At 62.4% G+C, this 19086-nt stretch carries 10 protein-coding genes; 5 read left to right on the forward strand and 5 right to left on the reverse strand.

Annotated elements, in window-relative coordinates; all coding sequences use genetic code 11:
- Positions 1–286 precede the first annotated feature (286 nt).
- Positions 287–742 (forward strand): transposase, encoded by a 456-nt coding sequence (locus NLX68_RS22275; protein ID WP_010227025.1) that lies wholly within the window; start codon positions 287–289, stop codon positions 740–742.
- Positions 743–1691: 949 nt separating this feature from the next.
- Here NLX68_RS22275 and NLX68_RS22280 read toward each other — a convergent pair.
- The 3 genes from NLX68_RS22280 to NLX68_RS22290 all read right to left on the reverse strand — a co-directional run bounded on the left by NLX68_RS22280 (position 1692) and on the right by NLX68_RS22290 (position 5166).
- Positions 1692–2885, reverse strand: coding sequence for a hypothetical protein (locus NLX68_RS22280; protein ID WP_254285822.1), 1194 nt, complete (start codon positions 2883–2885; stop codon positions 1692–1694).
- 86 nt (positions 2886–2971) lie between these two features.
- The gene (locus tag NLX68_RS22285) at positions 2972–3439 is read right to left on the reverse strand and encodes a VOC family protein (RefSeq protein ID WP_254285823.1); all 468 of its coding nucleotides are present in this window, start codon (positions 3437–3439) and stop codon (positions 2972–2974) included.
- Between the two features lie 107 nt (positions 3440–3546).
- Positions 3547–5166 (reverse strand): NADP-dependent glyceraldehyde-3-phosphate dehydrogenase, encoded by a 1620-nt coding sequence (locus tag NLX68_RS22290; RefSeq protein WP_254285824.1) that lies wholly within the window; start codon positions 5164–5166, stop codon positions 3547–3549.
- A gap of 139 nt (positions 5167–5305) precedes the next feature.
- On the opposite strand from NLX68_RS22290, the gene NLX68_RS22295 reads away from it, so the two are divergent.
- A complete protein-coding gene (locus NLX68_RS22295) occupies positions 5306–7564 on the forward strand; it encodes an EAL domain-containing protein (RefSeq protein ID WP_254285825.1) in 2259 nt (752 codons plus the stop codon).
- On the opposite strand, the gene NLX68_RS22300 is transcribed toward NLX68_RS22295, so the two are convergent.
- Both NLX68_RS22300 and NLX68_RS22305 read right to left on the reverse strand, forming a co-directional pair.
- Positions 7537–11877, reverse strand: coding sequence for a DUF6543 domain-containing protein (locus tag NLX68_RS22300; protein WP_254285826.1), 4341 nt, complete (start codon positions 11875–11877; stop codon positions 7537–7539). The genes NLX68_RS22295 and NLX68_RS22300 overlap by 28 nt on opposite strands.
- A 66-nt stretch (positions 11878–11943) precedes the next feature.
- Positions 11944–16194, reverse strand: coding sequence for a DUF6543 domain-containing protein (locus NLX68_RS22305; protein WP_254285827.1), 4251 nt, complete (start codon positions 16192–16194; stop codon positions 11944–11946).
- A 403-nt stretch (positions 16195–16597) separates the two neighbouring features.
- On the opposite strand from NLX68_RS22305, the gene NLX68_RS22310 reads away from it, so the two are divergent.
- From NLX68_RS22310 to NLX68_RS22320, 3 genes are all read left to right on the forward strand, one after another.
- On the forward strand, positions 16598–16900 hold the full coding sequence (locus NLX68_RS22310) for a DUF3077 domain-containing protein (protein WP_254285828.1): 303 nt from the start codon (positions 16598–16600) through the stop codon (positions 16898–16900).
- Positions 16901–16993: 93 nt separating this feature from the next.
- Positions 16994–17782 carry a hypothetical protein gene (locus NLX68_RS22315; protein ID WP_254285829.1) on the forward strand — a complete coding sequence of 263 codons (789 nt, stop codon included), beginning with the start codon at positions 16994–16996 and terminating at the stop codon, positions 17780–17782.
- Positions 17783–18216: 434 nt separating this feature from the next.
- Positions 18217–18921: a hypothetical protein gene (locus tag NLX68_RS22320; protein WP_254285830.1), complete on the forward strand. Its 705-nt coding sequence runs from the start codon at positions 18217–18219 to the stop codon at positions 18919–18921.
- Positions 18922–19086: the final 165 nt, after the last annotated feature.

The following is a 19086-nucleotide window of genomic DNA, read 5'->3' on the forward strand; positions in this document are numbered from 1 at the left end:
AGGCTCTGCTATACGGGGTTCAGCCCATCGCCGGCAACGCCGGCTCCCACAGGGTTATGGATGGATGCACCGGTCTAGGGATGCAATCTGGCTTTGGAGGCCTGGGGCTGCTGCCGCAGCCCATCGCCGGCAAGGCCGGCTCCCACGGGGTTGTGGGGGCACCAATCTATTGTGGGAGCCGGCGTTGCCGGCGAAGCGATGGTTCAGACACATCAAGATTAATTGACCTGCCACCTGAGTGTTTCAATCGGGCTAGCCTGAAGGCTCGATTTTCAGGAGACCCAACATGGACAGTCCAGCCTCCCATCGCTTGAGACGTGGGCGAGTATCGACACTTGGCGGCTTGTACCTGCTGACCAGCATCACCGAAAACCGCCAACCGGTTTTTACCGATTTTCACCTGGCTCGGCTGATGGTTGAGCAACTGCAATATGCACAGCGTCAAGCGCTGGCTAAATCCTTGGCCTGGGTGATCATGCCCGATCACCTGCACTGGTTGATCGAGCTGCGCCAGGGAACCCTTGCGTCACTGGTACGCCGGGTCAAATCTCGCAGTACCTGCCTGATCAACAAGGCCAGCCGGCGCAAGGGTCGTTTATGGCAGCACGGTTTTCATGATCGGGCGTTACGCCGGGAAGAGGATGTTCAGGCGGTGGCTCGCTACATCGTTGCAAACCCGTTGCGGGCTGGTTTGGTGTCCAGCATTGGTGACTATCCGCATTGGGATGCAATCTGGCTTTAGAGGCCTGGGGCTGCTGCCGCAGCCCATCGCCGGCAACGCCGGCTCCCACAGGGTTATGGATGGATGCACCGGTCTAGGGATGCAATCTGGCTTTGGAGGCCTGGGGCTGCTGCCGCAGCCCATCGCCGGCAACGCCGGCTCGCACAGGGTTATGGATGGATGCACCGGTCTAGGGATGCAATCTGGCTTTGGAGGCCTGGGGCTGCTGCCGCAGCCCATCGCCGGCAACGCCGGCTCCCACAGGGTTATGGATGGATGCACCGGTCTAGGGATGCAATCTGGCTTTAGAGGCCTGGGGCCGCTGCCGCAGCCCATCGCCGGCAAGGCCGGCTCCCACGGGGTTATGGATGGATGCACCGGTCTAGGGATGCAATCTGGCTTTGGAGGCCTGGGGCTGCTGCCGCAGCCCATCGCCGGCAAGGCCGGCTCCCACGGGGTTATGGATGCATGCACCGGGCTAGGGATGCAATCTGGCTTTGGAGGCCTGGGGCTGCTGCCGCAGCCCATCGCCGGCAACGCCGGCTCCCACAGGGCTATGGATGGATGCACCGGTCTAGGGATGTGATCTGGCTTTAGAGGCCTGGGGCCGCTGCCGCAGCCCATCGCCGGCAAGGCCGGCTCCCACAGGGGTATGGATGCATGCCCCGGTCTAGGGATGCAATCTGGCTTTGGAGGCCTGGGGCCGCTGCCGCAGCCCATCGCCGGCAAGGCCGGCTCCCACGGGGTTATGGATGGATGCACCGGTCTAGGGATGCAATCTGGCTTTGGAGGCCTGGGGCCGCTGCCGCAGCCCATCGCCGGCAAGGCCGGCTCCCACGGGGTTATGGATGCATGCACCGGGCTAGGGATGCAATCTGGCTTTGGAGGCCTGGGGCCGCTGCCGCAGCCCATCGCCGGCAAGGCCGGCTCCCACGGGGCGATGGCCGCGCAGCGGCCTGGTCGTTACCCGTTACTCGCGCCCGCGCATGAAGAAGCCGGCTACATACTTGCGAAAGGTGTCCAGGCTCTTGAAGTCGGCATAACGCTTGAACGTCTCGCCCTCCGGCTCCGGCCCCAGCGGCTGCTCGGTCAGCGACACCGACAGCACCCGGTCCTGGTCGGAACTGAGCACCAGCGCGTCCATGCCCTGACCACCCAGCACCGGCCGGCGCATGATCACCTTGACGCCCTTGCTGGCCATCCAGTCAATCAGCGAGATGAGCATCTTCAACGGCTCTCGCTCTTCATCGCGATACACCGGAAACAGCTGCCCGCGCGACAGCACCGGCACGCTGGCAACATGAATCAGCTCATAGAAATGACTACCGGCACTGGCCGGCGAGTAGATCGCCAGGGCCAGCAACGGCCCCGGGGTCTTGCTGCCGCCCCAGAGCAGGTGATGGCCCTGGAAGTCGAAGCCGTCTTCACTGCGGTCGTTGAATACCTTGCGCGCTTTGATCTGGCTGACGCAGTCGAGCAGCAAGCCATGCCGGCGATGGTTGCCAAAGGCCGTGGACTCACGCAAACGCGCCTTGAGCATCATCATGTGCTTCATGTCCAGGCGGGTTTCCAGGTAGTTGCTGGCCGGCACCCGCTCGATCAACGGATAACGGCTGGCGACCCCGCGCAATTCGGCGAACTGCCCGGTGAGGTCCTTTTTCAGCCGGGTGGCATAGACGTTCAAGCCACTGGCTTCGATCAGGGTCAGCAGCAGCGACAGCAGCCGATGCTGCTCGCGTTTGTCGCCACTGCCTGCGGACTCGCCGGCAGTGGCGCTGGCCGGTTTGAAATCACCGATCAGGCGCAAGGGCGCGTCCGGTGCGAGCCAGGCAGCCGGTGGCGAGTCGTTGTCGCTGTCGCGGCTGCCACTCTCACGCTCATCCTTGATGAACGCGCAGTCTGGCGCGTGCTCGGCCGTGCCCGGGTTGTTCTTGAGGAACAGCGTGCCGGTGTTGCCATTGAGGTTGACGTTGAGCACCGGCATTGCTTTGGGCTGGCAGTCGCAGGCCAGCCAGTGGCCGGCGGCGCGCACCTTCATCAGTAACTGGTTGGCTTGCAACAGGCGCGGGCCTTCCAGCCCGCCCTGGACAAAACCACGCAACAGCGCGTCTTCAGCTGGGGTGAGGGTGCGCACCAGCGCGGCGTTTTTTTCGATGATTCGCATGGACAATCCTGGCCAGCCTTCCTGTGCCTGCCACCTTAATGCAAAGCCCGGCTGGCGAACATGCCCGCCAGCCGAGCCAGTGCTGCTTACTGGTCGCCAAACAGCTTGGCGGCGCGGGCGCGGATCTCTTCCACGGAGAGGTCTTCCTTGTGGGTGGAGACGAACCACAGGTTGCCGAACGGGTCTTTCAGGGTGCCGCTACGGTCGCCGTAGAACTGGTCTTTGACTTCAGTGACCTGGGTGGCACCGGCGGCGAGGGCCTGGGCATAGGTGGCATCGACATCCTCGACATACAGGTGCAGGCCGATGGCGGCGCCATTGAGCGACTGGCTGCTGGTCAGCCCGCCGGACTGCTCGCACGGGTCGGCGAGCATCAGCGAGGAATCGCCGATTTTAAGCTCGGCATGGCCGACGCTCCCTTCGGGGCCGTCGAGGCGGAACATCTCGACCGCACCGAAGGCCTTCTTGTAGAACTCGATAGCCTTGGCGGCATCCTTGATGCCCAGGTAGGGGGTAATGCTGTGTTGTCCTTCGGGGATAGGTTTGACTGCCATTTTATTGATCCTCCTTTAAGGCGCCGCAGGGAATGGCGCGAAACTGTATGTTTATACAGTTTCGGCGATTCGGCAAATCAAAATCGGCGGCGCTGGACGAGCGGCAGTCAGAAAATGTAATCAGTGGTCAGGAAGCTCGACTCGCGGTTGCGGATGATGTCGCTGATCAGCTGCTTGTTGCTCTCCTGGAACTTGGTCGCCACCAGCGTGCGAATGGAGAACACCCGCAGGGCGTCGTGCACCGACAGGGTGCCCTCGGCCGAGTTCTTGCGCCCGTTGAACGGGTAGGTGTCCGGGCCGCGCTGGCACTGGGCATTGAGGTTGATCCGGCCGACCTGGTTGGCGAAGGTATCGACCAGCATGCCGACTTCAGCCGAGTTGCTGCCAAAGATGCTCAGTTGCTGGCCGAAGTCGGAATCGAGCACATAGTCGATCACCGTCTGCAGGTCGCGATAAGGCACCACCGGCACCAGCGGGCCGAACTGCTCTTCATGGTACACACGCATCTGCGCATTCACCGGGTACAGCAGGGCGGGGTAGAAGAACGAGCCACGGCTGGCGCCACCGCCTTCATTGATGACTTTTGCACCCTTGTCGACGGCATCGGCCACCAGGCCGTTGAGGTAGTCGATCTTGCCCGCTTCCGGCAGCGGCGTCAGGGCCACGCCCGGCTCCCAGGGCATGCCCGGCTTGAGCGCGGCCAGCTTGCGCTGGAACTTGTCGAGAAAGCCTGCGACCACGTCTTCATGGACGAAGAGAATCTTCAGCGCCGTGCAGCGCTGGCCGTTGAACGACAGGGCGCCGGTGACCGCCTCGTTCACCGCGTTGTCGAGGTCGACCTCGGGCAGCACGATCCCCGGGTTCTTGGCATCCAGGCCCAGGGCGGCGCGCAGGCGGTGCGGGCGCGGGTGAAGTTTTTTCAGGTCGCTGGCGGCCTTGTTGGTGCCGATGAAGGCGAACACGTCGATCTTGCCGCTGGCCATCAAGGCGCTGACGGTCTCGCGGCCACGGCCATAGATGACGTTGATCACCCCGGCCGGGAAACTGTCGCGAAAGGCCTCAAGCAGCGGACGGATCAGCAGCACGCCGAACTTGGCCGGCTTGAACACCACGGTGTTGCCCATGATCAGCGCCGGGATCAGGGTGGTGAAGGTTTCGTTCAGCGGGTAGTTGTAGGGGCCCATGCACAGCGCCACGCCCAAGGGTGCGCGGCGGATCTGGCCAAGGGTGTCCTGCTCCAGTTCGAAGCGGCTGGAGCGGCGGTCCAGTTCCTTGAGCGCGCCGATGGTGTCGACGATGTAGTCGCAGGTGCGGTCGAACTCTTTCTCCGAGTCCTTGAGGTTCTTGCCGATTTCCCACATCAGCAGTTTGACCACGGCTTCACGTTGTTCACGCATCTTGGTCAAAAAAGTCTCGACATGCTGGATGCGTTCGGCCACCCGCATCGTCGGCCAGGCGCCACGGCCTTTGTCGTAGGCATGTACGGCGGCGTCCAGGGCGGTGAGGGCGGTATCGGCGTCCAGCAGCGGGGTATTGCCGAGGATCACCTGGCGCTCTTCGTTACCTTCCTTGAGCCACACCGGGCTGCGCACCGTGGCCAGGGGCCCGTGCCATTGCTGCAACTGGCCGTTCACCAGGTACTCACGTTGCACCAGGGGTTCACCCAGGCGGTATGCCTCGGGGATCTCGTTGGCGGTGGGGAACAGCGTATCGAGCAGACGGTCCATGGGCGCAGCACCTCTTTTTCTGTAATGGGTGAAACGTTTCAGTCCGAGCATAACGCCAGGGCGCTAAAAAAAGCCAGCCTCGCTCAACATTGTGCCCAAGGCGCCGATAAAGCGTTAATTCGATGCGAATTTCGGACCTATGAGCACAAGAATCCTCGCCCTTGATGACAATCTGGTCCTGCCGACGAACCTGCGCACCACCCTCAATCGCCTGTTGCCGATCGGCTTTGCCTTGATTGGCATCGGCTTGTCGGTGGTGCTCGGGCGCCTGGATGTTCAGCGCCAGGAAAGCGAACTGGTCGCCAATGCCGGCGCGCGCCTGTCCGGGGTGCGCGCTGCCCTGGAGGCGCAGCTGCGTTCGGCCTTCGGCGAGACCGAAGGCATCGCCCAACTGCTCAGCGCTGATGGCAAAATCAGCCCCGAGCACTTTCACGACATGGCCCGTCAGGCCATCGCCTCGGTGCCGCACATCCGCCATATTGCCCTGGCCCCGGGCGATGTGATTGTCGATGTCTACCCGCTGCACGGTAACCAGAGCGTACTGGGCATAGATTACCGTCAGTTGCCGGATCAGTACCCGCTGCTGCAGCGCGCCCGCGATAACTACAGCCCGGTGCTGGCTGGCCCGGTGCAGCTGTACCAGGGCGGGCGTGGGTTGATTTACCGGCGTCCGGTATTCCTCAAGGGCCACAAGGGCGTGAAGCTGTACTGGGGCAATGTCTCGATCGTCGCCGATATCGACCGTTTGCTCAGCACCGCCGGGCTCGACCTTGACCCGGGCTTTGAACTGGCCCTGCGCGGCGCCGATGGCCAGGGTTCGGCCGGGGGGATGATCTGGGGCGATCCGAAGCTGTTTACCCAGCACCCGGTGACGGTCAATGTCGATGTGCCGGGCGGGCTCTGGCAACTGGCGGCCAGCCCCCTGGGCGGCTGGCCGTCCATGAGTCTGTTCGCCTCGCCGCTGTTTTTGTTCGCCTTGACCTGCACGGGGCTGTTCAGCGTGTTCGTCGCCCAGCTCAATCGCAGCAACCGCCTGATCAACCTGCGCAACCTCGAACTCAAGCAGTCCCAGGCCCAGCTCGAACGCCTGGCCCATTACGATGGGATTACCGGTCTGCCCAATCGCCTGCACTTTCATCAGCAACTGCTCGATGAGATCAACCAGGGCCAGCGTCTGGCGGTGCTGGTGCTGGATATCGACGGCTTCAAACAGGTCAATGACAGCCTTGGCCATGCCATGGGCGACCTGCTGCTGCAGCAGGCCACGGCGCGTTTCATGCAGATCATCGACCCCCAGGATTGCCAGTGCCGGCTGGGCGGCGATGAATTTGCCTTTGTCCTCAAAGGGCCGGATGGCCAGTGCATCGAGCGCATCCAGGCGTTGCTGCAAACCCTGCAGTTGCCCTTCGACCTCAAGGGCAACGCCGCCCTGGTCACCGGCAGCATCGGCCTGGCCTGGTGCCCGGAACACGGCCAGAGTGTCGATCGCCTGCTGCGCCATGCCGACACCGCGATGTACGCGGCCAAGGAGAGCGGGCGCAACGCCTACCGCCTGTACCAGCCGGAGATGACCCAGCGCCTGCAGCAGCGCCTGGACCTGGAACACAACCTGCGCCGGGCCCTGAAGCACAACGAATTCGAGCTCTGGTACCAACCCAAGATCGACCTGTTCAGCGGCCGCGTCGAAGGCGCCGAAGCGCTGCTGCGCTGGCGTGATCCAGAGCACGGGCTGGTATCGCCAGCGCAGTTCATCCCCCTGGCCGAACGCACCGGCCTGATCATCCCCTTGGGTGAGAAGGTGCTGGATCTGGCCTGCGCGCAGATCGCCGCCTGGCGCACCGCCGATCGTCTGCCCGGGCCGGTGGCGATCAACGTCGCAGCCTTGCAGATCGAGCGCAGCGACTACGTCGCCAGCCTCAAACGCTCGCTCAAGCGCTACGACCTGCCGCCGACCTTGCTGGAGGTGGAAATCACCGAAAGCCTGCTGATGGAAAGCCAGCAACATGCTTGCGCGGTCCTTGCACAGTTGCAGGAATTGGGCGTGACCACGGCGGTGGACGACTTCGGCACCGGTTACTCGTCACTGGCCTACTTGAAGATGCTGCCGATCGACCACCTGAAGATCGACCGCGCCTTCATCAAGGATTTGCCCGAAGACGACGATGGCGTGGCGATTACCCAGGCGATCATCGACCTGGGCCATGCCCTGGGTTTCAAGATCACCGCCGAGGGCATCGAGACCGCCGAGCAATATGCCTTCTTGCGCAACGCCGGTTGTGACCAGGGCCAGGGTTTCTGGATGGGCCGGCCGATGCCGGTGGCGGAATTCGATAGCTGGCTGGCCGCACGCACGGCCAGCCCGCCCGGCGGCTACTCTTCGTTGTTGCCGTTGCGATAGAACGCCTGGGTCAGTTCGCGCATCAGTTGTGCCACTTCAGCCTCATGACGCTGGACGATCAGTTGCTGGGTCAGGGTGCGATCATCAGGATTGTCCACTTCGTCCTCGGCAGCGGCAAGGCGTTGATCAAGTTCGTTTTGCAGCTCGGAGAAGCCCTCGGCAAAGTTGGACTGCAGGTAAGCAAGCCAGTCCGGGTTCAGGTACTGGTGCTGCGCAGTGCGCTGGAACAAGGCGTTCAGGCCCGCGTCTGTATCGGGGTTGAGCAACAGTAACTGCTGGTGCACTTGCTCGACCCAGTCGGCCGGCAATTGCTGCAGTGTATCTTCGATGGCATTGGTGGACAGGCGCTCCGCGGCACGCGGGGTGGATGACATCACCAGCGCCGGGTCATCGGCAAGCTGGCGCAGTGTCCAGTAGTAGAGTGCTTTGCAACGCAGGCTGCGCAAGGCGCCTTGCTCCGGCATCAGCGGGATCTGGCGCTCGATGCGTGCGCTGATCGCTTGCCGGGACGCACGCAGGGTGGCCAGGTGCAGCAACTGCTCGCCACGTTGGCGCACATTGCCTGTTGCTTGAGCAAGCAGATTATCAACGGCGTCTTCGAGTTCGAGAATACGCGAACCCCCTGCGTACTGGGCGAGCAACCCATTGCTGGCAGGTTGCGCGTCGACCTCCCGAACAATCCGCCAGAACCTGCGCCGGGTGGTCTGGGCCGCCACCAGATAACTGTGGCTGTCATACAGCTCGCGCATACGCTGAACGAAATCCAGCCGCTGTGGCACCTGCAGGCGCTCCCACAGTTGCAGTTGATCGTCGTTGGCTTCAGCCAGCAGTTCTGCGTACGCGCTTTGCGACACCAGCAGGTCGACGCGGTAGTCGCTGAAATACTGCGCAATGCGCGCCTGGGTTGCCTCGTTGAAGGGGTTGAGCTCCAACTGCAGCGCATGGCCCACCCCCCGTGGCGGGTCGAAGTGTGCCGGCAGGGTTGTCAACTGGTTGTCCGAGAGGTCGATCAACATCGGCGCTTGCAGGCCTTCCAGCCCTTGTGGCAAAGCCTCCAGGTTGCACCCGGTCATGGACACATGGCGCAAATGGCGAGTAACGCTCAGGTCGGGGGCAGTGGTCATCGCATTACTGTCCAGAAACATGTTCTGCAGGCCGGGATAGGTCGCCAGGCGGGCCTGATCAGTGGCCGTCCAGGCAATCAGGTTCCAGGACAGATCGAGCGACACCAGTTGCTCGCCAAGCCCGTCAGGCACGCGTGTCAACCCGCTCTCGCGGGCCGACAGGTTACGAAGCCGGGGGAAATGACGGGTGAAATGGGCGGGCAGTTCGCCCAGTGCATTACTGTCGAGCGACAGTTCCTGTACATGCTCGAAAACGCCGGGCTCCAGCGCCGGAAAGCTGTCCAGGTCGGTATCGAGCAATTCCAGACCGTCAAGGTGCAGGGCAAAGATGGCTTGCCCATCGGACGAACTCCGCGGATGAATGCGCCGCCAGGCATCGAGCAGGCCGGGGATCGCATCCTGACGCTGCTCATGTTCACCCGCCCAGGTCTGCAGATCACTGCGCAAGCGCTGGAGCTGCGCTTCAAGTTGTTGCAATGCGGCGCTCGGCTCGATGTTCTGCGCACGCCAGCTATCCACTGCTACCCGTGCCTGCGCTTCGCTGCTTAGCGGGTAGAGCTCGCGATAGCGCGCCAGCAACGATGAAGTCGCCGGCGTCTGCTGATAGCCTGTCGGCGTGCCACCGCGCAAACCGATAGGCTCCGACCAGCCCGGTTCGTACGCCCACAGCCACTGGCCAAGGCTGTCGCGGTTGGCTTGGCTCAGGCGGCGGATACGGGTGCCGAGCAGGTAGCCGTTGTCGTCCTGCAGTGCCAGGGCTTGCCGATCAGTGCCGGGCAGGGCGTCAAGGACAGCCTTGTAGCGGTTGGCGCTAGACGCCGCCAGCGGTTCACCGGCCCGATAGGCCCGCCAGGAATGCCCTGTTTTCACGATCACCCGTCGCTCGGCGGCATGCCTGGGGCCCAGCTGGGCAATCAGCGGCCCGTTCGGGTTGCCCCGGCGCAGTTCCAGGCGTAGCGACTCAGGCCAGTCAGGCAGACGTTTGAGGCAAGCGAACACCAGGCGCTCGCAGTCATCATTGGCCAGCCAGGGTTGGTACAGGCCCTCGATGGCGCGTGGCAGCGCCAGTTGTTGCGGGTTCAAACTGGCAGGTGGGCCTTGGTATTCCTGGGCAAACACTGCTTCGAATGTAGTGTCCTGCAGCCGCCCAACCCATTCGTCGCTGCTGCTGGCCGCTTGCAGGCGCTTCAGGCAATCGAAGAACACTTCAGGGGGCTGCTCATGACCCACGTGCAGCCGGCGCAGGGCGTCTTCGCTGACGCCGCTGATCCAGGCCGCCTGGCTCAGGTGCCGGTCGCTGTAGGCTTCGACCCGATGCCCAAGGCGGCGCAGCAGGGTGGCCCGCGACCATTGCAGCGGCCGTTCGTGCACCTGCCGCCAGGCGCCCTGCTTATTGTGCAGCAGGGGTGGCTGGTAGGCCTCGGGGGCTTGCGGATGAACGATACGCCATTGCTGCGACGCCGGGTCCAGGCGTTGTTCGAACAGCCCGCCGTCGAGGCGGATGTAGTGCGTGCCGTCGACTGCATACTGGCCCAGGGCGTTGGGCTGCAGCCCATCCGCCAGGCGAATCGCGCTGCGGTAACGGGCCAGTGTCGGCAGCCACAGACGCTCGCTGCCATCGGCGCGCCGCACGCTGACCAGTGACTCCATCAGCGGGCTGTTGAACAGCTTGCCGACCGCGCCTGCACCCACCGCCAGGCCGCCGGCCACCGCCACATTCAGCGCGATGGACTGCAGGTGCGCCAGCGCCGTGTCGACGTCTCCCTGCTGCCAGGCCTCGACGCCTTCGAAGGCGCTATAGAGCAGTTGCGCGGCAAATACGCCCATCATCACCTGGCCCAGGCTCGGGACAAAGAATGCCGCCAGGTTGAGAAAGTTCATGCCCAGGTCTTCCAGGCCCTGCAGCAGCGCTTCGCGGGCCTTTTCGTCGACATCGGCGGTGGGCACGGCCAGGGTCCGGGCTTCGTTGCGCAGGCGCCGAAGCTGGGCCGTCTGCCAGTGGTTGAACAGCTCGCCCTCGATCCGTTGGTGCGTGAGGTGCAGGTTCGCCCAGGTCGGTACCGGCCAGTTGGCATCGGTCGTGACCTTGGAGGCAAGGTTGTGCCTGAGCAGGCTGGCAAAATGTGCCCGTTGCTCAAGGGGCAAAAAGCGCATGAACAAAGCGCGAAACTGCGCGTTGCACAGCTTGTCCTTGAGCGCGTGGTGCACCGCTTGCAGCGAAGGGTACTGCTGCACGGCGTGCGAAGTACCCGGCAAGCACAGCAATACCGGGCCGATATTCCTGAGCCTGTGGCGGTCCAGCACGTTCTGACGTGGGGAAAAGATCGACAACGGGTTGAGGAGCAGCGTCAGCGGCTCGGAGAGTTGCCCTGACACCCGGGCAATACGTTCAGCCTCGGACTCGGCAGGGGCAAGCACCCAGACATCGTGCAAGGCGATGCCGAACAGGCTCAGCGACCAGCAGTGCATGGGCCGTGTGCCGAGCTTCAGTGGCGTGCTGCCGGCGAGCAGGTCGTTAAGGGCGCTCTTGCCGGCGTCAGTGAGGCGCTTTTGCCCATGGGCCAGCAGCAGGTCCAGGCGCAGTTGGTCCTTGCTCACCTGCTCGAACGCATTGCGTACCTGCCTGGCCTGCTCGCCATACACCAACAGCGCGTCGAGGTGATCCTGGTAGCGCCGGCCCAGGTCGAGCCGTCGGCACTCGGCAGCGAAGGCCAACCCACTGATCGCCAGGGCCCGGCCGCGCGCGTCGCGGATGGCGCTGGGTGGGTCCAGGTAAATGCCACTGAAGTTGTGCAGCGCGTATTGCAACAGGCTGGCGGTGGGCCCGGTGACATCGTGGCCAGTCAGCAGGCCACCGATGTTCGTGGTTACCGGTGTCAGCGTGCTGCGGATGACATCCACCTCCAGGCCGAAGGCGTCTTTCAGGCGTGCGCTGAGCAGAGGCTCGGCGAAGGCCATGACGCCTTGCAAAGGCTTGAGCAGGTGATGCAAGGCGTCGCGCGAACGGCGCAACTGCGCCTGGCTGACGCGTACGGCCCGGTACTGTGCAATCGGGGCGCCGGGGATAGCCTCGGTACCCGCCGCGTGCAGGCTCTGGCGCAGGTGCTGCCAGTTTTCCTGGTTGGCGTGGTGGGCCCAGCCGGGTAGGCGCTGGCGGAGGAAGGTGTGGTGCGGGTTGATGTCAGGCATGCGGGTGCTCCTTTGGCGAGTAAGCCATCAGCAAGCCCCCGCACGCCTGGCATCGGGTGGTAGTTATTACTCTTCGTGGGGTTCGAACTCGATATTACGCGTCAGCCGTCGCACCAGCGCATCGAGTCGCTGCAGATACTGGTGCTCCAGGTCCTGGGTATACGCCTGCAAGCGCATGGGGTCGTCAATCCTTCCCTCGGCTGTTTCCAGTTCGCGTGCGTACTGGGTTTCCAGCTCGATGAAGGCCGGGGCAAAGCGCTGGCGCAGCAAGGCAGCCCACTCGCCATGGACAAAAATCCGTGTGCCGGCGTAACGCTGCAAGATGGCGTTCAAGCCCGCCTCGGTGCCCGGGTTGAGCTGTTCAACGTGCTCGCGCAGCGGCTCCAGCCAGGCGCCTGGTTGCTGCTGCAAGAAGTGCTCGATCAGCTCGATGGACACCGGCTCGCCCTCCAGCGGCGTAGGTGCCATGACCAGCGTCGGGTCGTCGCCCAGCTGTTGCAGCATCCAGGAGAAAAACGCTTGCCGAATCGGCTCGCGGTTATCCACAGCGGCGGCATCGCCGAGAATCAACGCCGCACTGGCCTGGTCGGCGGCGTTGCGCACCGCCTGCAAGCGAACCCGCTCGACCACCCCCTGCAACAACCGTTCGGCACGCAGCGTAAAGGTGGGCGCCGCCATGGCAAAAGCGCTTTGCGCCTGCGGCTCCAGGGCCAGCAGGTTGCGGGCAATCTCCGGCACCATCAGCGTCTGATTGGCGGGCGCCTGCTCGAGCCACGCCAGCACCCGCCACCAACGGCGCAGTGTGGCATGGGGTGCGGTCTGGTAATCCAGCCGTCCGTACAGCTCGCGCAGGTGGCGAACGAAGGGCCGTGGTGCGTTCAGTTGCAGGCGCCGCCACAGCACCAATTGCTCGGGTGTCGCCGTGAACAACAGGGCCTGGTAATTGAAGTCGGAGACCATCAGGTCGACGCCGCTGGTCGCGAAGTAGTGCTCGATGCGGGTCAGGGAGAGGTCATCGAAGGGGTTGTTCTCCAGGCGCAGCGCCCGTGCCACAGGCTCCGGCACCATGAAGCCGACCGGCAGGCGTTGCAGTCGATTGGCGCTCAGGTCGATCAATTGCGCCTGGTGCAAACCGGGCAGGCCGGGTGGCAGCGCGCGCAGTTGCGCGTGCGACAAATCAACCCTGCGCAGTTGCCTCAGGGCGGTCAGGTCCGGTGGGGTCGCCAGCGGGTTGGCCGACAGCTGCAACTCCTCAAGGTTGGGGTATTGCTGCAACGCCAACTGGTCGGCAGGTGACCAGGTCAGCGCGCTGTCCGACAGGTCCATCACCCGCAACTGCGCGCCCAGGCCAGCGGGTACGCGGCTGAGCTCGGTGCTGCTCAACGACAGGCGCTGCAGGTTGGGAAAATGCCGGCTGAAGGCCCTTGGCAGTTCATCCAGCGGGTTATCGTCCAGCGACAGCTCGCGCACGTGGGCAAATGACGCCTCGATGGCCGGGAAACTGCTCAGGTCTGCGCGGGTCAAGCCGCTGTCGTCCATGTTCAGCTGGAACACCCGAGTACCGTCGGGCAAATGCCGAAAGCGCTCCTGCTGCCAGACGCTGATCAGCTCCCGGCGCAGGGTTTCACGCGCTTCGTTGCCCATGGACCATTGCACCAGGTCGTGGCGCAGGCGGGTGAATTGCGCCTCCAGGCGCACCAGCTGTTCGGCGGCATTGAGGTTGACCGCGGCCCAACTGTTCAGCGCCGCTTGTGCCTGGGCGTCGGTCAGCCCCGGGTACAACCGCCGATAGCGCGCCACCAGCGAGGCCAGGGCCTGATGGCCCTGCGCATAGCCGCGACCACTGCCGCCGCGCAGGCCGCCCCCTTCAGCCCAGGTCAAGCGCGGGTACGACCACAGCCATTGGCTGAGCTGGTCGCGGTGTTGCAAGGCCAGTTTGCGCACCTTGGCTTGCAACGCGTTTCTGTCGGCTAACGACATTGCCTCACGGGTATCGCCGGGCAGTGCGTTGAACGCGGCCTCGAACAGATCATCGACTCTTGGCCCCGGTTGCGCGCCATCGAACGCCTGATAACCGCGCAGGGTCTTTACCACGACCTGGCGCTGGGCTGCCCAGCGCGCTCCAGTCCGTTCCAGCAGCGGGCCATCGACGTTGCCGCCACGCAGCTCCAGGTTCAAGCCTTCAGGCCAGCCGGGCAGGCGTTGCATACAGGTCAGCAGCAAACGATCACTGTCGGTGCCGGCAAGCTCGGGTGCGTACAGGCCCTGCAGGGCACGAACCAGCGGCAGTTCGGCGTGCGCTGGTGCGGGCTGCTGCACGCTGTAGGTCTGCTCGAAGCGCTCACGGCTGCCGGCCCGACGCGCCGCTTGCAGGCGTGCCAGGGTGTCGGCGAGCAGCGCGGGTGGCGCGGCATTGCGCACCAGCGCCTGGCGCACATGGGCCGCTGACGTGCCGCTGATGTGCAGCGCTTCGAGCAGCTCGGCATCGGTAAAGCCCTCGCTCAACGGCCCGAGGCGCCGCAGCAATTGCTCCGCCGACCAGTTCAGCGGCCGTTCGTGGACCGAGCGCCAGGCACCGTGGCCGTTGTGCTCCAGCGCCGGTTCATAGGCGCCTGGGTCCAGCGGATGCACCAGGCGCCACTGGCCGAGTGCCGGATCAAAGCGTTGCTGGTGCAGGCGGCCATCGATGCGCACATAGGTTTTACCCTCGACAAGGTATTGGCCCAGCGCATTGGCTTCAAGCGTAGGGGGCAGCTCGACGGCGACCTGGTAGCGGGCCAAGTCCGGCTTCCACAAGCGCAGCCGGCCATCGGGCAGGCGCACCTCGGCCAGCGACGACAACTGCGCCGCCGCCTTGCCGGCCAGGGCCAGGCCGCCGATAAACGCCACGTTCAGCGCCACCGAGGCCATATGCCCCATGGCCGCGTCGATATCGCCGACCTGCCAGGCTTGCACTCCTTCGACCACTTCCTCGACCAGTTGATAGGCCACCACCGCCATCATCACTTCGCCCAGGCCGGGGACAAAAAAGGCCGCGACATTCAGGAAGTTCAGCGCGCTGTTCTCCCAGAACGCCTTGATTTGCGCATGCCGCGCCGCGTCGGCATCGGCCGTGGGAACAGCCAGCAGGCGGGCATCGTCCAGCGCCTGTTGCAGGTGCTGGTCGAACAGCGGGCGAAAGTGCGGGTGGGGGAGCGTGCGGGTGGTCAGGTGCAGGTCAGCGCCGGTTCGCAGGGTCCAGTCTTCGTTCGCCTTGGCGTCACCGCCATCGAGGTTGCGCTTGAGCACGCTGAAAAAATGCGCCTGTTGTGCGCTGCCGACAAGGCGGGCAAAGAACTGCCGGAACTCAACCTTGCATAGGCGCATCTGCAGGTCTGCCGTACACGCCGCCAGCGTCGCATACTCGATCAACTCACTGTCCACCGCGCCAGGCAACCACAGCACCACTGGCTGATCCTCACCCAGGCCTTGCGGATAGAACAGCAGCACATCACGCAAGGCGATGGCGAACAGGCTCAACTGCTGCACCGGCATCAACTGGGCGTGACCGTCCAGCAGGCTCAGCAGTCGATCCTGGGTGCTGCCGCGGATAAGCAGGCGCAAACGCGCCAACTGCACGGCGGCGCGCAAGCGTGCTTGCGTGGCAGTGATCCACAGCGGCGGGACACCTGGCGCGCCAAGCTGCGCCTGCAAGTGATCCTGATAGCGCTGGCCCAGGTCCAGTTGGCGGCACAGTGTGGCGAAATTTTCTGGCCTGAGCGCCAGCGCTGCCGTCGGCTCGGCCACCGCGCCGGGTTCGAGGCTGGCCAGCAGGTAGCTGTTGGGGGTGAAGGAGGTGTCGGGATAAAAGTTGTGCAGCGCCGCCTGCAGCAGGCTGACCGGCGCGTCGGCTTGTAAAGGCGGCGCTTGCCACAGGGGAGCGTCATGGGCGAACTCAAACAGCTCGAGTACGGATAACGGCTTGGGCGAGTAGGTGAGCAGTTGCGCCTTGCTCACGTCCAGTTGCAGGGCAACGTCGTGGTGCAGGCGCTCGGCCAGCAAGGGGCCGGCGAATGCCGTGAGGCCTTGCAGCCCCCGCAGTTGCCTGGCCAATGCCTGATCCGCAGCGCGACTACGGGCCTGTGCCTCGAGCACCGCCTCGCGCAGGTCGGGGGCGGCATTGGCGAACCAGTCGGCCTCAAGGCCGGCATGGCCCTGGGCTGGTTGCTGGGCTTGGCGCAGGCGTTGCCAGTGCTCGGGGGTGGTGTGCTGGGTCCAGGTGGGGAGGTTTTGCTGGATGAAGGTGTGGTGGGGGATGGGGTGGTTGGGCGGGGTCATGGGGGTGCTCCTGTGGGGGTGAAGGCCGACAGGAGACGATGGGGGGAGCGGGGGCGGGTGGTAGTTATTGCTGACCTGCGCTGGTCAGTGCAGCGTCCTAGGACCTATCCTACGCATTCTGTCGACCTCACAAGCTTGCCCGAGTCAAACCGGCACACTAGGCTCCGTCGGTCACTGACACATTCAGTGATCGGGTTTGGCGACCTGGTAATTCACTCGTGAGGCTTCCAATGCTGGCTGGCGCCGTCGACAGACGTGGCCGTCTGTTTTATGGCAGCTGTGCGTGGGAGGGCTTCGGCCCTGCCGGGTTTCCGAGTGTTCCGGTTCGCCAACCCGCGTACAGCTGCCACCCATTTGTTTGGCGACGAATGCGTAGTGGCTCCATTAACACTCGGAGTTGACCATGAAAAAGCCTGTTCCCGATCCGCCATCGCTGCACCTCGTTGAAACCGTCGAGACACCCGTCAAAAGCTGCCCTGAACACCCCCCTCTATTTTGCGTACGCGCCGGCGTGAGTGCCGAAGATGCGCTGGTGCATGCGTTGCTGTATTTGCGCTGTGCCAGTTCGACCATTGCTGAAGCGGTGCAGTACAGCAGTGACGCGGGGAAGGGCTTTGTGTGGTCGACGCAGCACTCGGTGGAGATGGCGGTGGCGTTGATTGATGCGGTGTTGGATGGGGTTGAAGAGCGCCAGCAATCTACTTGAGGTTGTACGGCAGAGGCTACTTTACCTGGCTGGTTGCATGATAAAACTATCATTTTTGCCAGTAGCGGAGCAGCGGAAGGAAGGGCACCCTGTTTGGGCGACATCGATGAAAACTGCTGTTTTTCCCAAACAGTTTTAGGAGTAAGTCGAATGCCCTTTTTTCAATGGATCGTCATCCCGGATAAACCCCTTCAATCTGAAGTGATCAAGCCAGTTGATCCTATTAAGCCAATTGACCCTACTAAGCCAACGTGTCCAGCTGAGACAATTGAGCCTTTTACTCCTGAAGGTTGGTTTAAGGACCCCTCATCGGGGCTCATCTACAATGAGTTCTGGTTTGGTAAATGGTTTATTAATTGTGAGAAGCCACCTTACCAAGGGGCCTGCACGGCACACACCCATCCGGGTACTGGAACCTACCCTGGGATCGATATTGGATCGGGTACTGGAACCGACCCAGGGATCGATCCTGATACAGGGGCACCGATTGATACAGGGCCTCGCACGGCGGAGATTCCAGTTGTTAAGTTGGTGTCTACCCGTCTGCTGGCGGGTCGTTATCGTGATGACCTTGCCGGGGCAACGTTAGTCATTCCGGCTGAGTCTATCGATGATGAGGCCGGAACATTCTTTGGCGCCGTAGAAACGACCGATCGTGAATACCAGATAACGGGGAACTTCCATTATAAAGATCCGCTGGGGAGCGAGTGCGCGATCGCCTTCATGGGGCTGGATCTTGCGCATGGTTATATTGTTGGGGCAATGGCCGGAAGCGATCGGGAATTTTTATCACTGTCGGGGATCGTCGCACTGTCTGATATCGTGGGTGGGTTGATTAGCGTTGGCGGGACAACTGAAAGTCCTTGGGTAAAGGTGAGTTGACACCCCCTTCGGTGTTTCTAGTGTAACCAGGCAATCTTTTGAAAATTTAACTGCCGGCTGTTCTGGTTCTGATTTTCCAGAATCAGGCACGCTGCTACATGATAGTTTGTTTTTATCAGTAAAAGTTGTATCGAATACGAGGAGGCGGTCATGAGTGATTCTGCACTTTGGCTCTGCGGTACAGTCTTTGATCACAAACAAGTCAACGGCGATAAACGCCGTGCTCGTGCCTGTCAAATGACCTGATATTTCAGGCTGTGGAATGGCGGCAGGAATAAGTTCAGCTCAAGTGGTCTGGGTGTATCGGCTTCCATTTGCTGTATGGATAACCACCTGACATTTTTGCTGGCTATACGTCCAAGTCAAATGAGGCTAGTTTCGTGACTGCTTCAAATTTTTATTGTTGCTCTTAAAATATCAAAGGAGTTCGTGTCATGTTATTTAAAACGCCTAATACACCGGAGCAATGGTATAAAGATGCTAATGGTACAATCTACAATCAACTCTGGTTCGGCATGTGGATTCAAAATTTTAACCTGCCTCCTTACAGGGGCACGGGCACGGGCACGGGCACAGGCACAGGCACAGGCACAGGCACAGGCACAGGCACAGGCACAGGCACAGGCACAGGCACAGGCACCTGTACTTGTACTTGCAGCAGTTGCAGCGGCTGCACTGGCACTGGCACTGGCACTGGTACTGGTATCGATCCAGGCATTGACCCAGAAATCGACCCAGATACTGGTGTCCCGATCGAAACAGGTCCGCGCAAAGGCTCCGAGCAGACCCAGTCTACTTGCAAATTTGTAGGCAGCTACTATGCCAAGGACCTTAATACCACGCTGACAATTCCTGAAAACAGGGTGGATGAATACACCGGGACGTTCTTTGGTACAGTTAAAACAACCAGTCGACTTTACGATGTGACTGGGCATTTTCACTACAAAGACAGCGTTGGCCTTGAGTCGGCGATCGCCTGGATTGGTGTCAATGGCGATTATGGTTATATCGTAGGTGCCATGACCTGCCGGGACCGGGAGTTTAATGTATTAATAGGTGCTGTTGTTCAAACGAACCTTAATGACGGTACGGTAATTGTCGCCGGTACTCCAACGAGTCAATGGGTAAAGCTGACTTGAACGCAGAATTGATCGGCGCGTGAGCGCTGACTAAGCATCTGTCCTGATTTTCTCGAATGCACGCAGGAGAGGTAACCTCTTCGGCAGTGTTACATCTATCGTTTTGATGCGGGCAATCGTAATGGGCATGCCTTAAGTAATTGGGGCGGCGGCATGATACAAGCT

Origin of the sequence: Pseudomonas sp. SBB6, from assembly GCF_024213215.1 — a bacterium.
Taxonomy (GTDB): Bacteria; Pseudomonadota; Gammaproteobacteria; order Pseudomonadales; family Pseudomonadaceae; genus Aquipseudomonas; species Aquipseudomonas donghuensis.

Excerpts from the sequence above, each read along its gene's own strand:
- NLX68_RS22275 (WP_010227025.1), top strand. The coding sequence starts at position 287 with ATGGACAGTCCAGCCTCCCATCGCTTGAGACGTGGGCGAGTATCGACA.
- NLX68_RS22280 (WP_254285822.1), bottom strand. The coding sequence starts at position 2,885 with ATGCGAATCATCGAAAAAAACGCCGCGCTGGTGCGCACCCTCACCCCA.
- NLX68_RS22285 (WP_254285823.1), bottom strand. The coding sequence starts at position 3,439 with ATGGCAGTCAAACCTATCCCCGAAGGACAACACAGCATTACCCCCTAC.
- NLX68_RS22290 (WP_254285824.1), bottom strand. The coding sequence starts at position 5,166 with ATGGACCGTCTGCTCGATACGCTGTTCCCCACCGCCAACGAGATCCCC.
- NLX68_RS22295 (WP_254285825.1), top strand. The coding sequence starts at position 5,306 with ATGAGCACAAGAATCCTCGCCCTTGATGACAATCTGGTCCTGCCGACG.
- NLX68_RS22300 (WP_254285826.1), bottom strand. The coding sequence starts at position 11,877 with ATGCCTGACATCAACCCGCACCACACCTTCCTCCGCCAGCGCCTACCC.
- NLX68_RS22305 (WP_254285827.1), bottom strand. The coding sequence starts at position 16,194 with ATGACCCCGCCCAACCACCCCATCCCCCACCACACCTTCATCCAGCAA.
- NLX68_RS22310 (WP_254285828.1), top strand. The coding sequence starts at position 16,598 with ATGAAAAAGCCTGTTCCCGATCCGCCATCGCTGCACCTCGTTGAAACC.
- NLX68_RS22320 (WP_254285830.1), top strand. The coding sequence starts at position 18,217 with ATGTTATTTAAAACGCCTAATACACCGGAGCAATGGTATAAAGATGCT.